The 15,198-nt window shown below is 51.7% G+C and carries 18 protein-coding genes; 8 read left to right on the top strand and 10 right to left on the bottom strand.

Translation table 11 applies throughout. The annotated features are described in order from the left end of the window. The first annotated feature begins 132 nt into the window (after positions 1-132). From oppA to oppF, 5 genes are all read left to right on the top strand, one after another. A complete protein-coding gene (oppA, locus tag ACIP6T_RS06315; protein ID WP_345829581.1) occupies positions 133-1,773 on the top strand; it encodes an oligopeptide ABC transporter substrate-binding protein OppA in 1,641 nt (546 codons plus the stop codon). A gap of 80 nt (positions 1,774-1,853) precedes the next feature. Further along, entirely contained in the window at positions 1,854-2,774 is a 921-nt protein-coding gene (gene oppB / locus ACIP6T_RS06310) for an oligopeptide ABC transporter permease OppB (RefSeq protein WP_007892378.1), read from the top strand. 15 nt (positions 2,775-2,789) lie between these two features. After that, positions 2,790-3,698, top strand: coding sequence for an oligopeptide ABC transporter permease OppC (oppC, locus tag ACIP6T_RS06305; protein ID WP_400455996.1), 909 nt, complete (start codon positions 2,790-2,792; stop codon positions 3,696-3,698). 11 nt (positions 3,699-3,709) lie between these two features. Beyond that, complete coding sequence (locus tag ACIP6T_RS06300; RefSeq protein WP_097097183.1) at positions 3,710-4,729, top strand: ABC transporter ATP-binding protein; 1,020 nt, start codon at positions 3,710-3,712, stop codon at positions 4,727-4,729. Continuing rightward, positions 4,726-5,730, top strand: a complete 1,005-nt coding sequence (gene oppF / locus ACIP6T_RS06295) for a murein tripeptide/oligopeptide ABC transporter ATP binding protein OppF (protein ID WP_345829583.1) — start codon at positions 4,726-4,728, stop codon at positions 5,728-5,730. The genes ACIP6T_RS06300 and oppF overlap by 4 nt, the downstream gene beginning before the upstream one ends. Before the next feature lie 43 nt (positions 5,731-5,773). On the opposite strand, the gene ACIP6T_RS06290 is transcribed toward oppF, so the two are convergent. Continuing rightward, positions 5,774-6,103 (bottom strand): HI1450 family dsDNA-mimic protein, encoded by a 330-nt coding sequence (locus ACIP6T_RS06290; protein ID WP_196250121.1) that lies wholly within the window; start codon positions 6,101-6,103, stop codon positions 5,774-5,776. Between the two features lie 37 nt (positions 6,104-6,140). Beyond that, positions 6,141-7,601, bottom strand: a complete 1,461-nt coding sequence (cls, locus tag ACIP6T_RS06285) for a cardiolipin synthase (RefSeq protein WP_097097185.1) — start codon at positions 7,599-7,601, stop codon at positions 6,141-6,143. Between the two features lie 162 nt (positions 7,602-7,763). Here cls and ACIP6T_RS06280 point away from each other — a divergent pair, with 162 nt between their 5' ends. Continuing rightward, positions 7,764-7,937, top strand: a complete 174-nt coding sequence (locus ACIP6T_RS06280) for a YciY family protein (protein ID WP_097097186.1) — start codon at positions 7,764-7,766, stop codon at positions 7,935-7,937. Between the two features lie 189 nt (positions 7,938-8,126). On the opposite strand, the gene ACIP6T_RS06275 is transcribed toward ACIP6T_RS06280, so the two are convergent. Next, on the bottom strand, positions 8,127-8,423 hold the full coding sequence (locus ACIP6T_RS06275) for a YciI family protein (protein WP_007892393.1): 297 nt from the start codon (positions 8,421-8,423) through the stop codon (positions 8,127-8,129). Between the two features lie 204 nt (positions 8,424-8,627). On the opposite strand from ACIP6T_RS06275, the gene tonB reads away from it, so the two are divergent. After that, a complete protein-coding gene (gene tonB, locus ACIP6T_RS06270) occupies positions 8,628-9,356 on the top strand; it encodes a TonB system transport protein TonB (protein ID WP_400455992.1) in 729 nt (242 codons plus the stop codon). 54 nt (positions 9,357-9,410) lie between these two features. Here tonB and yciA read toward each other — a convergent pair whose 3' ends face one another. The 4 genes from yciA to ACIP6T_RS06250 all read right to left on the bottom strand — a co-directional run bounded on the left by yciA (position 9,411) and on the right by ACIP6T_RS06250 (position 11,662). Beyond that, positions 9,411-9,830, bottom strand: a complete 420-nt coding sequence (yciA, locus tag ACIP6T_RS06265) for an acyl-CoA thioester hydrolase YciA (RefSeq protein WP_400455991.1) — start codon at positions 9,828-9,830, stop codon at positions 9,411-9,413. A gap of 54 nt (positions 9,831-9,884) precedes the next feature. Next, complete coding sequence (locus ACIP6T_RS06260; protein WP_097097189.1) at positions 9,885-10,424, bottom strand: septation protein A; 540 nt, start codon at positions 10,422-10,424, stop codon at positions 9,885-9,887. 59 nt (positions 10,425-10,483) lie between these two features. Continuing rightward, a complete protein-coding gene (locus ACIP6T_RS06255; RefSeq protein WP_097097190.1) occupies positions 10,484-11,218 on the bottom strand; it encodes a YciC family protein in 735 nt (244 codons plus the stop codon). Between the two features lie 84 nt (positions 11,219-11,302). Further along, positions 11,303-11,662 carry a YkgJ family cysteine cluster protein gene (locus ACIP6T_RS06250; RefSeq protein ID WP_097097191.1) on the bottom strand — a complete coding sequence of 120 codons (360 nt, stop codon included), beginning with the start codon at positions 11,660-11,662 and terminating at the stop codon, positions 11,303-11,305. A 245-nt stretch (positions 11,663-11,907) separates the two neighbouring features. Here ACIP6T_RS06250 and ompW point away from each other — a divergent pair, with 245 nt between their 5' ends. Continuing rightward, entirely contained in the window at positions 11,908-12,540 is a 633-nt protein-coding gene (gene ompW / locus ACIP6T_RS06245) for an outer membrane protein OmpW (protein ID WP_400455988.1), read from the top strand. A 47-nt stretch (positions 12,541-12,587) separates the two neighbouring features. Here the strand turns inward: ompW and ACIP6T_RS06240 are convergent, their stop codons facing one another. From ACIP6T_RS06240 to trpB, 3 genes are all read right to left on the bottom strand, one after another. Continuing rightward, on the bottom strand, positions 12,588-12,902 hold the full coding sequence (locus tag ACIP6T_RS06240) for a BON domain-containing protein (RefSeq protein ID WP_097097193.1): 315 nt from the start codon (positions 12,900-12,902) through the stop codon (positions 12,588-12,590). 292 nt (positions 12,903-13,194) lie between these two features. Then, a complete protein-coding gene (gene trpA / locus ACIP6T_RS06235) occupies positions 13,195-13,998 on the bottom strand; it encodes a tryptophan synthase subunit alpha (protein WP_400455986.1) in 804 nt (267 codons plus the stop codon). After that, positions 13,998-15,191 carry a tryptophan synthase subunit beta gene (gene trpB, locus ACIP6T_RS06230; RefSeq protein WP_097097195.1) on the bottom strand — a complete coding sequence of 398 codons (1,194 nt, stop codon included), beginning with the start codon at positions 15,189-15,191 and terminating at the stop codon, positions 13,998-14,000. Before trpB ends, trpA begins: the two co-directional genes overlap by 1 nt. Between the last annotated feature and the right edge of the window lie 7 nt (positions 15,192-15,198).

Here is a 15,198-nt window from a genome sequence, read left to right as displayed (position 1 = left end):
TCGGACGGCACTTTACCGTGGTAAACCCTAAAGGGTGATTCGGGTCTTCGTTCAGACAGGCGAAGACCACCCGAAAAGGGGACGCCAGGCGATGAATCGACCTGGTAAAGATAATAAAACTGGAGCGTAATAATGAACAACATCACGAAAAAAAGCCTGATTGCTGCAGGCGTATTAGCAGCAATCGGCGCGCTGGCAGGGAATGCCGCGCTGGCAGCAACAGTGCCAGCAGGCGTTGAATTGGCAGCAAAACAGGAGTTGGTCCGCGGTAACGGCGATGAGGTACAGTCGCTGGATCCACACAAAATTGAAGGTGTGCCTGAAGACAACATCGCGCGTGACCTATATGAAGGCCTGATCACCAGCGATAGCGATGGCAAGCCGGTACCGGGCGTGGCTGAAAGCTGGGAAAATAAAGATTATAAAGTCTGGACCTTCCATCTGCGCAAGAACGCTAAGTGGTCTAATGGTGAGCCGGTAACCGCACAAGATTTCGTTTACAGCTGGCAGCGTCTGGTCGATCCAAAAACCGCATCCCCGTACGCTAGCTATCCACAATATGGCCACATCGTGAATGTTGATGACATCATCGCTGGCAAAAAGCCAACCTCCGATCTTGGTGTCAAAGCAATTGATGATCATACGTTGGAAGTGACGCTGAGCGAGCCGGTGCCGTACTTCTACAAGTTGCTGATTAACTCCGTCATGTCTCCGGTATATAAACCCGCCATCGACAAATTTGGCGATCAGTGGACCCAACCGCAAAACTGGGTGGGCAATGGCGCCTTTAAACTTGAATCACACGTAATTAACGAGCGTGTGACGCTGGTGCGCAATCCGCAATATTGGGATAACGAGCACACCGTATTGAACAAAGTGACGTTCCTGCCTATCAACTCTGAAGTCAGTGATGTTAACCGTTACTTCTCTGAAAACGGCAGCGATATCACTTATAACAACATGCCCATCGAGCTGTTCAAAAAGCTGCAGCGTGATAATGGCAAAGAGTTGATGGTGAAGCCGTATCTCTGCACCTACTACTACGAAATTAACAACCAGAAAGCCCCGTTCACCGATCCACGCGTACGTACCGCACTGAAGCTTGGTCTGGATCGTGACATCATGGTGAACAAAGTGTTGGCTCAAGGCCAGCAGCCGGCTTACAGCTTTACTCCGCCAGCCACCGATGGTATGGAACTGTTGCCACCAGATTGGTTCAAGTGGGATCAGAACAAGCGTAATGAAGAAGCGAAAAAACTGCTGGCTGAAGCGGGTTATACCGCAGACAAGCCGCTGACCTTCAACCTGCTGTATAACACTTCCGATCTGCATAAAAAACTGGCGATCGCGGCGTCTTCTATCTGGAAGAAAAATATCGGTGTGAACATCAAGCTGGAGAACCAGGAGTGGAAAACCTTCCTGGATACGCGCCATCAGGGCAACTTTGATGTTTCCCGTGCCGCATGGTGTGCCGATTACAACGAACCCACATCGTTCCTGAACATCATGCTGTCTGACAGCAGCAGTAACACCTCACATTATAAGAGCGCTGACTTCGATAAAGTTATCCACGATGCCGTTAAAGCCACAGATGATAAGGCGCGTGTAGCGGATTATCAGAAGGCAGAGCAGATTCTGGATAAAGACAGCACCATCGTGCCAGTTTACTACTACGTCAACGCACGTCTGGTGAAGCCTTACGTGGGTGGTTATACCGGTAACGATCCGCTGGATAAAACCGTCGATAAAAACCTGTATATCATTAAACATTAATAGCACTCAGGCTATCGACAGTGGCGGTGCTGCGGCACCGCCTTTTTAATTTGTGAAGCAACAGCCTGGTAGGTACGGCAATGTTAAAATTCATCCTGCGTCGGCTCCTCGAAGCCATCCCGACGCTATTTATTCTCATCACCATCTCTTTCTTCATGATGCGACTGGCACCCGGCAGTCCATTTACCGGCGAGCGTGTGCTTTCGCCAGAGGTGATGGCAAATATCGAAGCGAAATACCATCTCAACGATCCGATAGGCAAACAATACCTGAGCTATCTGGTGCAGTTAGCACACGGTGATTTTGGGCCATCGTTCAAATACAAAGATTACTCGGTGAATTATCTGGTAGGCCATGCCTTCCCGGTTTCAGCCAAACTCGGCCTGGCGGCATTTTTCCTCGCCGTGGTGCTGGGCGTGACGGCCGGCGTCATCGCGGCCTTAAAGCAAAACAGTCTGTGGGATTATGCCGTGATGGGGGTCGCGATGACCGGCGTGGTGATCCCCAGCTTTGTCGTGGCACCATTACTGGTGCTGGTCTTTGCGATAACCCTACGCTGGCTGCCTGGCGGCGGCTGGAACGGCGGCCAATGGAATTACATGCTGCTGCCGATGGTGGCGCTCTCATTGGCCTATATTGCCAGCATCGCGCGTATTACCCGCGGTTCGATGATTGAAGTGATGCACTCAAACTTCATCCGTACAGCACGCGCTAAAGGCTTGCCGCTGCGTCGTATCGTGCTGCGCCATGCGCTGAAGCCCGCTATGCTGCCAGTCTTATCCTACATGGGGCCAGCATTTGTCGGTATTATCACCGGTTCAATGGTGATTGAATCTATCTATGGTTTGCCTGGCATCGGTCAGCTGTTCGTTAACGGGGCACTGAACCGTGACTATTCGCTGGTGATGAGTCTAACCATTCTGGTTGGCGTGCTGACCATTCTGTTTAACGCGATCGTTGATGTGCTCTATGCCGTTATCGATCCAAAAATCCGTTACTGATTGTGGAGCTCGCCCATGATGTTAAGTAAGAAAAACAGCGAAGCTCTGGATGCCTTCAGCGAAAAACTGGAAGTCGAAGGACGCAGCCTCTGGCAGGATGCACGTCGTCGCTTTATCCATAACCGCGCCGCCTTTATCAGTTTACTGGTATTACTGGTGATCACGCTGTTCGTGGTGCTTGCCCCGATGTTGTCGCAGTTCAAATATGACGATACCGACTGGGCGATGATGTCTGCCGCGCCGGATACGGTTTCAGGCCACTGGTTTGGTACCGACTCATCGGGACGCGATCTGCTGGTGCGCGTCGCGATTGGTGGCCGTATCTCGCTGATGGTCGGCATCGCTTCCGCCTTGATCGCGGTACTGGTGGGCACGCTCTATGGCTCATTAGCCGGTTATCTGGGCGGTAAAATTGACTCAGTCATGATGCGTATCCTCGAGATCCTCAACTCCTTCCCGTTTATGTTCTTCGTCATCCTGCTGGTAACCTTTTTTGGTCGCAACATTCTGCTGATCTTTGTGGCAATTGGCATGGTGTCGTGGCTGGATATGGCGCGTATCGTGCGCGGTCAGACGCTGGGCCTGAAACGTAAAGAGTTTATCGAAGCGGCGCAGGTAGGGGGCGTAAGTACTTTCAATATCGTACTGCGTCACATCGTGCCTAATGTGCTGGGTGTGGTGGTGGTGTACGCCTCGCTGCTGGTTCCGAGCATGATTCTGTTTGAATCTTTCCTCAGTTTCCTCGGACTCGGTACGCAAGAGCCCCTGAGCAGTTGGGGCGCGCTGCTTAGCGACGGTGCTAACTCAATGGAAGTGTCGCCGTGGTTACTAATGTTCCCTGCAGGCTTCCTTGTGGTCACGCTGTTCTGTTTTAACTTTATCGGCGATGGCTTGCGTGATGCCCTCGACCCGAAAGATCGTTAAGGAGTTTCCCGATGACTATCCATGAATTTCAGCCAGCAATAGCTGCGCGTGCGGGAAACGGTAACCTGCTACTGGATGTAAAAGATTTGCGTGTCACCTTTAGTACTCATGATGGCGATGTAACAGCTGTGAACGATCTCAACTTTTCGCTGCATGCGGGTGAAACGCTTGGAATTGTGGGGGAATCTGGCTCAGGTAAATCGCAAACTGCGTTTGCCTTGATGGGGCTGCTGGCGAAAAATGGACGTATAGGCGGTTCGGCGAAGTTTAATGGCGAAGAGATCCTTAATCTGCCGGAAAACAAGCTCAACAAGCTGCGTGCTGAGCAGATTTCGATGATCTTCCAGGATCCGATGACCTCGCTCAATCCCTATATGCGCGTGGGTGAGCAGTTAATGGAAGTGCTGAAGTTACATAAGGGCATGAACAGCGCACAGGCGTTTGAAGAGTCAGTGCGTATGCTGGACGCAGTGAAAATGCCGGAAGCACGTAAACGCATGAAGATGTTCCCGCACGAGTTCTCTGGCGGTATGCGCCAGCGTGTAATGATTGCGATGGCGCTACTGTGTCGGCCAAAACTGCTGATTGCTGATGAGCCCACCACCGCGCTCGACGTGACTGTTCAGGCACAGATCATGACGTTGCTGAATGAGCTCAAGCGCGAATTCAACACCGCGATCGTGATGATTACCCACGATCTCGGTGTCGTAGCGGGAATCTGTGACAAAGTGCTGGTGATGTACGCCGGTCGAACGATGGAATATGGTCGCGCGCGCGATGTGTTCTATCAGCCTGCGCATCCGTATTCAATTGGCCTGCTAAGTGCAGTGCCACGTCTGGATGCCGAAGAAGGTGAGTCGCTGACCACTATTCCTGGCAACCCGCCAAACCTGCTGCGCTTACCACAAGGCTGTCCATTCCAGCCTCGTTGCGCCTACGCCATGGACATTTGCGCCAAGGCACCGCCGCTGGAACCTTTTGCTGAAGGTCGTCTGCGTGCCTGCTTCAAGCCGGTGGAGGAGTTAGTATGAGTGCCGTAGTTGAAGAGAAAAAAGTCCTCCTCGAGATCGCCGATCTTAAGGTGCACTTCGAAATTAAGGATGGCAAACAGTGGTTCTGGCAGCCGCCTCACACGCTAAAAGCAGTTGATGGTGTCAGCTTGCGTCTCTACGAAGGTGAAACGCTCGGCGTTGTAGGCGAGTCGGGCTGCGGAAAATCGACGCTGGCTCGCGCAATTATCGGGCTGGTAAAAGCCACGGAGGGACGCGTAGCGTGGCTCGGTCGCGATCTGCTGGGGCAAAGCCAGGAAGAGTGGCGCCAGGCACGCAGCGATATCCAGATGATCTTCCAGGATCCGCTGGCGTCGCTCAATCCGCGTATGACCATCGGCGATATCATTGCTGAACCGCTACGCACCTATTACCCGAAAATGCCGCGCCAGGAAGTAAAGGATAAGGTTAAAAGCATGATGATGAAGGTCGGTTTACTGCCGAACCTTATCAACCGCTATCCGCATGAGTTCTCTGGCGGTCAGTGTCAGCGTATTGGAATAGCGCGCGCTTTAATCCTTGAACCGAAACTGATCATCTGCGATGAACCCGTGTCGGCGCTGGACGTGTCGATCCAGGCGCAGGTCGTTAACTTGTTGCAAAAGTTGCAGCGCGAAATGGGGCTGTCGCTGATCTTTATCGCGCACGATCTGGCGGTGGTCAAACACATCTCCGACCGCGTACTGGTGATGTATCTTGGCCATGCCGTGGAGCTGGGCACCTACGATGCGGTGTATAACAATCCGCAGCATCCTTATACGCGTGCGCTGATGTCGGCGGTGCCGATTCCTGACCCTGATCTGGAGAAGAATAAGCAGATCCAGCTGCTGGAAGGGGAACTACCGTCGCCAATTAATCCGCCATCAGGTTGCGTATTCCGTACGCGTTGCCCGATTGCTGGCCCAGAGTGTGCAAAAACGCGGCCGCTGCTGGAAGGCAGCTTCCGCCATGCGGTTTCGTGTTTAAAAGTCGATCCGCTATAAATAAAAACGCCGGGTGGATGCCCGGCGTTTTTTTATAGGATACTTACTCGCGCCACAGAATGTGGCAGAGCTTGTGATCTTTTTCACGGCACAGCAGGACGCGCGCGAACACATCTGTAATCGGCTCGCCATCGGCTTCGCCCAATCCAATCACCACTTCAGCGAAGAAGTCGGGGTTCAGATCGAAATCCACATGTTCCTGCCAATCTTCAGAAGGATCGAAAAGCTCTGCGCCCCCGCGCTCTTCAAACTGCAGATTGAAAAGAATGATGTCTGCGGGATCAAGGTTGTCGCCTGCCAGCTCAAGAAAAATATCGTAAGCCTGCTCCAGCGTTTCATCTTCAGTAAGGCGATTGTTTAAATCCATGGTCATTCCTGCTTGCCGTGAGGCGGTAATATTTTCGCTCGTTTTACAGTAAAGGGCTAAAGAAGTAAAACAGTCGTTCAACGATGCGCTGCCACCAGGCACGTTTCGCCCAGCGCGCACCATCCAGTAAGCGTGAGCGGGCGATATAATCATCTTGTACCGTGGCGAGATCGCTGCCGAAGCCATCATCATCTACCACCAATGTGATCTCAAAATTAAGCCAAAGGCTGCGCATATCCAGGTTAACAGTGCCCACTAAACTCAGTTGCCCATCCACCAGAACGCTTTTGGTATGCAGTAAGCCATCTTCAAACTGATAAATTTTTACGCCGGCTTCGAGCAGTTCGGTGAAGAAGGCGCGGCTAGCCCAACCAACCAGCAACGAATCATTGTGGCGCGGTACAATAATGCTGACTTCAACCCCACGTAATGCAGCGGTGCAGATGGCGTGTAACAAGTCATCGCTGGGTACAAAGTAGGGCGTTGTCATGATCAACTGCTCACGTGCTGAGTAAACCGCGGTGAGCAGTGCCTGATGAATCATATCTTCCGGGAAGCCGGGACCGGAGGCGATCACCTGAATGGTATGGCCACTTTCCTGCTCGAATGGCATGACATTCGCATCAGGTGCCGGCGGCAGAATACGTTTACCCGTTTCAATTTCCCAGTCGCAGGCATACACAATGCCCATTGTGGTGGCCACGGGACCTTCCATGCGTGCCATCAGATCGATCCACTGTCCGACACCGGCATCCTGCTTAAAGAAGCGTGGATCGACCAGATTCATGCTGCCGGTGTAGGCGATGTAGTTATCGATTAGCACCACTTTCCGATGCTGGCGTAAATCCATACGACGCAGGAACACACGTAGCAGGCTTACCTGAAGCGCTTCAACCACATCGATGCCCGCATTGCGCATCATATTGACCCACGGGCTGCGGAAGAAGGTGACGCTACCGGCTGAATCCAGCATTAAGCGGCAATGTACGCCGCGCCGCGATGCAGCCATCAGTGATTCTGCTACTTCATCGGCTAACCCGCCGGGATGCCAGATATAGAACACCATCTCGATATTATGGCGCGCCAGCTGGATGTCGCGAATCAGCGCATGCATGACATCATCGGAGCTGGTCAGCAACTGCAACTGATTGCCTTTAACGCCGGCAATCCCCTGGCGATGACGACACAGCTCAAACAACGAGCGCGCGACTTCGCTATGTTCTGTGGCGAAAATGTGGCGGCACTGCGTAAGATCGTTAAGCCATTTAGCGGTTGAAGGCCACATGGTGCGGGCACGTTCAGCACGCCGTTTGCCCAAATGCAGTTCACCAAATGAGAGATAAGCGATTATACCCACCAGCGGCAATATATAGATGATCAGCAGCCAGGCCATTGCCGAGGTCACCGCGCGCCGTTTCATCAGAATGCGTAGCGTGACACCCGCAATCAGCAACCAGTAGCCAAAGAGCAGCAACCAACTGATAAGGGTATAAAATGTGGTCATTAAGTGGACATCCTGTTCGCGCTTTGAAGTGCAAAGTTTACGTGCTGATTACAGGTAGTGAAACCTTTAATCGTGAATGACACTTCGATGAAGGTTTCGATTTGGCATTTTGGAGCAGATCTTTATAATCCCTGCCGAGTTTAGCCTGTCTGAGAGGATGTGATGAGACGCAGCAAAAATGAAGTGGCGCGCTGGAGAATGTTACGTCAGGTACATCGTCGCCGTGCTCGCTGGCTGGAAGGGCAATCGCGTCGATACAAACGTATCCACACCATTCGTCATCAGGTGGCGCAACAACATCGGCGCTCTATTCTATTTATTTCACAAATGGTCTGATTGGCATACGCGGCTTTATGCGCCGCGTAGCACCACGATCACGTTGACCATCTGTAATGCTGCTGCTAGTACAATTAGCATGACGATGTGCTGTCGTGCGTTGCGCCAGCCTTGCTGACGCCATACCAGGAGTGCCCTGCCAATGAGTACAAACACCGCCAAAAGCAGTAAAACAGGCTGCCACATAAATCAGAAAACGCGTTTAAACGGCTTAACCGCGACTTTCTCATAGACGCCTGCTGCAATATAGGGATCATCTTTGGCCCAGGATTCCGCGACTTCCAGTGAGGAGAACTCAGCGATAATCACGGAGCCGGTGAAACCCGCCGGACCTGGATCATTACTATCAACCGCTGGTAGCGGGCCTGCAGCAATCAGACGGCCTTCATCCTGCAGCAGCTTCAAACGAGCAAGATGCGCGGGACGTACCGAATTGCGTTTTTCCAGTGAATCAGCGGTATCTTCCGCATAAATGACGTAAAGCACGATGGGATACTCCCGTTAGACTTGCCGAAATTGCGTGACACGTTAAGTGATCGTTAATCAGAGTGCAAACGAAAGATATTTACACTGTCATTCAGCGCAAAGAGGGTTAAAAAAGCCTTAAAATGGGTGCCTTACACATCGCTTATTGAAACTGATTGCTATTTGCATTTAAAATCTGCGCTTCACTCAATGAACATGAATGATATGACCACGTTGACTACGCCTTTTCCTACACGTACTCCTGTTGCTGTAATTTTATCCGTGGTACTTCACGGTGCGTTGATTGCTGGCATTCTCTATGCATCCTTTCATCAGGTCATTGAAGTTCCAAAAGCGTCACAGCCAATTAGCGTGTCCCTTGTGGCGCCGGAAGTGCAGCCAGAGCCTGCACCCGCAGAGGTGACACCGCCGCCGCCAGAGCCCGAACCAGAGCCAGAAGTGGCGCCTGAACCGCCCAAGGTTGAGCCAGTGCCCATTCCTAAACCTGAACCTAAGCCGAAGCCTAAACCCAAACCGAAGCCTAAGGTTGAGAAAAAGCCTGAGCCGAAACCACGGCAGGAAGTGAAGCCACAGGAAAATCCGATCAAACAAGAGGCGCCTACTACGCAGACACGCCCAACGACAGCACCTAAAGCAAATCCGACTGCGACCCCAAGCGTTTCAGATGGCCCGAAAGCGATGAATGTGAGTAAGCCAGCCTATCCCGCGCGTGCATTTGCGCTGCGCGTAGAAGGACGCGTACGCGTGCAGTTTGATGTGGATAGTGATGGTCGCGTAGACAACGTGGAGATTTTATCTGCTGAACCGCGCAATATGTTTGAGCGAGAAGTGAAACAGGCTATGAAGAAATGGCGCTATCAACCCGGTCGTCCAGGTAAAAATCTGACCATGAATATCGTGTTCCGTATTAATGGTGGCGCGAATATTGAGTAAAATCATGTGATTGATGAGCAAAAAGAAAGCGGTCAGATGACCGCTTTTTGCGTTTTAAACATCGCTTAGATTGCTTCTGCCGGGCGGCAGGGGGCGAGATTGCCCGGTGTTATCAACGGCCACGTAGACAAATACCGCTTCAGTGGCACAGTAAGTCTGACCGATAGGTTCAGACGAGACTTTCTTAATCCACACTTCAACATTGATGGTCATCGAACTATTGCCGGTGCGGATGCAGCGAGCATAGCAACTCACCACATCGCCCACCGCTACCGGTTTGAGGAATGTCATCCCATCAACGCGCACGGTGACAACGCGACCTTCGGCAATCTCTTTCGCCTTAATGGCGCCGCCCATGTCCATCTGCGACATCAACCAGCCACCAAAAATATCGCCATTGGCATTGGTATCTGCGGGCATTGCCAGAGTGCGCAATACCATTTCGCCTTGCGGCGACTTATGTTTTTCTTCCATTGCTCAGTTCTTCTGCAGGTGAAGAGAAGCCCGACAATATCGGGCGGAGTCGCTTTATTTTTGTTCTTGTTGCGGCATCTGTCGCCAGATATATACGCCGCTTAGCAGGGTGAAGAGTAGGGTCAGGCCGGTCAGACCGAACACTTTAAAGTTAACCCAAAACTCCTGCGATAACCAAAACGCAACATAAATATTTGCCAGACCGCAAGCGAGGAAAAAAATCGCCCAGGCAATATTAAGATGACGCCAAACGCCTGAAGGCAGCTGTAGCTCTTTACCTAGCATGCTTTGGATCAACGGTTGTTTCATGAACCACTGGCTATAAAGCAGCGCCAGTGCGAACAAGGAGTAGATCACGGTGACTTTCCATTTGATGAACTCATCGTTATGGAACACCAGCGTTAGCGTGCCAAAAACGGCTACCAGCACGAAGGTAAAAATGGTCATCTTTTCCAGCTTACGATACAGCACCCAGCTGACGACCAGCGCCAAGCCAGTCGCAACAATGAGTGCGCCAGATGCCACAAAAATGTCGTACAGCTTGTAGAAGATGAAGAAAACTACCAGGGGAAGAAAATCGAGTAACTGCTTCATAGCGTTTCCAATTAGGGCAGGAGCGTACAGTTAAGGCGCCCAATTGAGCGCCTTAACGATTAACGTAACAGCATATAGAGCCGGTACAGATAGATAATCAATACAGCGGAGACCAGATTGCCCAGCGCGTTTAACACCACGGAAGCGATGTTCGCAGGAAGTACGGTCAGCGATGAAAAGAAGAACATTAAAACGATTTTTGCCAGCAGCCACAGCACGATCGCTGGCGCAATGACCTTAATGTTTTTCCACGCGAGACGCATACTGGCACGCATGGCAGCGAAGACCCCTTGCTTTTCACTGGCCAGAATCACTGGCGCCAGCGAAAACAGTATCGCCAGAATCACGCCCGGTACCATCAGTACCATAAAGCCCAGTTGCACCAGCAGCGTGATCAGGAAAGTTTGCAACAGTAGCTTTGGCAGCATGGGCGCAGAAGCGCCAATCGCACGCAGCGCACTGACGCGTTGTCCACCAGAAACCATGGGGATCAGGCATAGCATGCCACCCAGCAGCAGCGTGTTGCCAATCAGAGCCGCGAAGGTTCCCGCCGCAGATGCACGCAGGAGAATTCGTTGCTGATCGGGTGACATATTCTGCACGAGCTCAAACAGCGACGATGCACTGTCATCTGACTGACTTAACAACGATAGCTGCTCTTCACCAGGCGTTAACGCATGGCCGACAATCACAGTAATGAACGAGGTCAGCAGCGCCATCAGTAAAATAGTAACCAACTGATGGCGCAAAAAATTTCCTGTGTCACGGTATAACGAGCTTGCCGTGATAGACATGTAAACTCCTTGAAAGAACCGGATTAATTAACCCGGCGATTGTACATGTTCTATTGGCGTGCTGGCACCCGCATTGCGATAACTTTATGTCATCTCAGGTAAAGAAGGGTGAAAAAGGGCGGGAAGGCCATAGCGCGCACGGGCGCGATCGCAGGCTTCGTTCACCTCCCCGTTCTCTCCAGACATCGAAAATTCACGGCAAGGCGACGGACGTTGCTGATAAATACCGCAGGATACGCAGCCGCCAACGTCCCCTTGCAGCGCAATACAGTGCGGCTGACGATCGTTGGTGCCGCGCATATTGCGCATCAGTAGGCCTAACGGTTCGGTTAACTCAACGGGTACGGCACCGGCGCCATCATCGGCTTCGGCCCAGTAAAAGGAGACACGGAAGTACGCGCAACATGCGCCACACGTCATACAGGGGTTAAGTAAATCGCTCATCTGATCGCCCGCCACTCCTCATGCATCGAACCAAAATCACTCAGGAAAAAGTAAAATAATCACCCCAAAAAATTTTCGCAAGCAGACAATTATTGCGCCGTGTAAAGCCAAAATTGATCTGAATCAATTCATTGTTTTTTAAGTGATTAATTTATATTGAGGAAGATGATCTTTTACCAAAAAAGGGGTAAATGTTGTGCCGCGAACACGATTAAGACCCTACTTTATTTGGCAAAGGAGTGATTATGAAACTGGCAAAATGCGCGCTGCTAATGGCACTGGCCATCCCGCAACTGGCACTGGCTCATGAAGCAGGTGATTTCTTTATGCGCGCAGGTAGCGCGACCGTACGTCCGACCGAAGGCTCTGACAATGTGCTGGGAATGGGCGGCTTCAATGTAAGTAACGATACCCAACTTGGTTTAACCTTTACCTATATGGCGACGGACAACATTGGCGTTGAATTGTTAGCAGCAACCCCCTTCCGTCATAAAGTTGGCCTCGGCGCCACCGGCAACCTCGCCACCGTGCGCCAGCTGCCACCGACATTAATGGCGCAATACTATTTCTTTGATAGCCATAGCAAAGTGCGTCCTTATGTCGGCGCGGGTATCAACTACACCACTTTTTATGATGCAAAATTTAATCAGACAGGCAAAGACGCCGGTTTAAGCGATCTCAGTGTGAAAGATTCGTGGGGTCTGGCGGGGCAGGTTGGTTTAGATTATCAAATCAACCGCGACTGGATGCTGAATGCATCGCTGTGGTACATGGACATTGATACAGAGGTGAAATTCAAAGCCAACGGTGAGCAGCAAAATATTAATACTCGCATCGATCCCTGGGTATTCTTCTTCGGCGTGGGTTACCGTTTCTAACGGGGATGCCGTAAAGGAAACGGGCGACCAGATGGTCGCCCGTTGTGTTATTTAATCTGCATATTGTTAACCACAGATTTAACACCCGCTACGCTGCGCGTTACTGCAACGGCACGGTTAGCCATCTGTGGTGAGCTAACAAAACCACTCAGCTGGACTTTGCCCTTGAAGGTTTCAACGTTGATCTCAGTAGATTTCAGCGATTCATCATTTAACAACTGTGCCTTAACTTTGGTGGTGACAACCGTATCGTCGATGTATCCACCCGTGCCTTCTTTTGTTGCTGTTGGTGCACAAGCGCTCAGCGTCAGTGCCACTACTGCAGCCATCAAAAATCCTGCAACGACTTTGAAAAAATTCATTGGTTATCTCCCTGTCTTAGATGATGTTTCGCCGCAATGGGGCGGCGCAGTTAATTGTGGTCTGAGCTTGCGCAATCGGCAAACCCCTCGATGCGAAAAAGTTAGAAATGCGTGATTTTTGCCACTTATTGATCCAATTACACGTTTATCAACCAGGTTAGGCTGGTGGTGCAGGTTAAAAGTGATTTTGATTGATTAAAACGAGCAGATCTGAGCGGCAGCACAGACGTTGCAGGGAAACAAAATGTAGAAACGAGACCTTATCCGCGTGCGCGAATAAGGCCTCGTGATTTTAGAGGGTGGCTGCTTTCAGGTTGCTAACGAAGGTTTTCAGTTCGCTGAGCAGGCTGGCGGGATCGTTTTGTTTACGTTCAATGATTTTCACAATCGCTGAGCCGGAAATTGCACCTGCAGCGCCTGCTGCAATGGCGTCCTTTACCTGACCTGGCTCGGAAATACCAAACCCCTGCAGCGGCGGAGCCGCATTGAATTCACGCAGCTTCTCAACCAGATGATGCAGCGGCTGGCTTGCACGATTCTCTGAGCCGGTAACACCAGCACGGGACAGCAAATAGGTGTAACCGCGACCGTGCTGAGCAATTTCGTGCAGTAGCGCATCGTCCGCATTCGGCGGACAGATAAAGATCGGTGCCACGTTGTGGCGCATTGCTGCCTGACGGAATGGCGCCGACTCCTCCACCGGAACATCCGCTACCAGCACCGAATCCACACCCACGGCGGCGCACTGCGCATAAAAATTATCGATACCTTTACTGAACACCAGATTAGCGTACATCAGCAGACCAATCGGCAGGTCAGGATATTTCTGGCGTACGGTTGCCAGAATTTCAAAACACTGAGCCACGGTGGTACCGGAGGCAAAGGCACGGAGCGTAGCGCCCTGGATGGTTGGACCATCTGCCAGCGGATCGGAAAACGGAATACCGAGTTCTAAAGCATCTGCGCCGCCAGCGACTAACGTATCAATGATCTTCAGCGACAGTTCAGGCGAGGGATCGCCGAGGGTGACGAAGGGCACAAAAGCGCCTTCTTTTTTCGCCGACAGACGTTGAAACAGCTGATTATAACGTTCCATCAGATCTCTCCCTTGGCTTTCAAAATATCGTGAACGGTGAAGATGTCTTTGTCGCCGCGGCCGGAGAGGTTAACCACCAGCAGCTGCTCTTTATCCGGATTCTCGTGAATCATTTTCAACGCGTGAGCCAGCGCATGCGATGACTCTAACGCAGGGATAATCCCTTCTGAGCGACATAGCTCTTTAAAGGCGCTGAGCGCTTCGTCATCAGTAATCGAGACATATTCCGCACGGCCAATACTGTTCAAATGTGCATGTTGCGGGCCAACTGACGGGAAGTCCAGACCGGCGGAAATCGAGTAGGACTCTTCAATCTGGCCTTCTTCTGTCTGCATCATGGGTGCTTTCATGCCGAAATAGATCCCCACGCGACCATGTTTTAGCGGTGCGCCGTGTTCCCCGGTTTCGATACCGTGACCAGCAGGCTCAACGCCGATCAGACCCACGCTGGTTTCGTCGATAAAGTCAGCAAACATGCCGATCGCATTCGAACCGCCGCCAACACAGGCTAACACCGCATCTGGCAGGCGGCCTTCGCGTTCCAGAATCTGGGCTTTTGTCTCTTCACCAATCATGCGCTGGAATTCACGTACGATGGTCGGGAACGGGTGCGGACCCGCCGCGGTGCCGAGCATATAGTGCGCGGTTTCGTAGCTGCCAGACCAGTCACGCAATGCCTCATTACAGGCATCTTTCAATGTTGCGCTGCCGCTGTGTACCGGAATGACCTCCGCACCCATCAAACGCATACGAAATACGTTTGGCGACTGGCGTTCAACATCTTTAGCACCCATATAAATGCGGCACTTCATGCCGAGCAGGGCGCAGGCTAACGCCGAGGCCACGCCGTGTTGACCCGCGCCGGTTTCAGCGATGATCTCATTTTTACCCATGCGCTTCGCCAGCAATGCCTGACCCAGCACCTGGTTGGTTTTGTGTGCGCCGCCGTGCAGCAGGTCTTCACGTTTCAAATAAAGGCGCGTTTTTGTGCCTTTGGTGAGATTACTACACAGCGTCAAAGCCGTTGGACGCCCGGCATAGTTTTTCAGCAGGTCAGTAAACTCGGCCTGAAACTCCGGATCGCGCTGTGCTTCGACGAAGGCATTTTCCAGCTGGCGCAGCGCTGGCATCAGGATTTGCGGCACATATTGGCCGCCAAACTCGCCAAAATAGGGATTCAATAACGTGGTCATTTTTTCA

It is taken from the genome of Pantoea sp. NPDC088449, assembly GCF_044753225.1.
Lineage (GTDB): Bacteria > Pseudomonadota > Gammaproteobacteria > Enterobacterales > Enterobacteriaceae > Pantoea > Pantoea floridensis.
The sequence above is the reverse complement of the archived record's forward strand: the minus strand, read 5'-3'. Positions and strand labels throughout refer to the sequence as shown.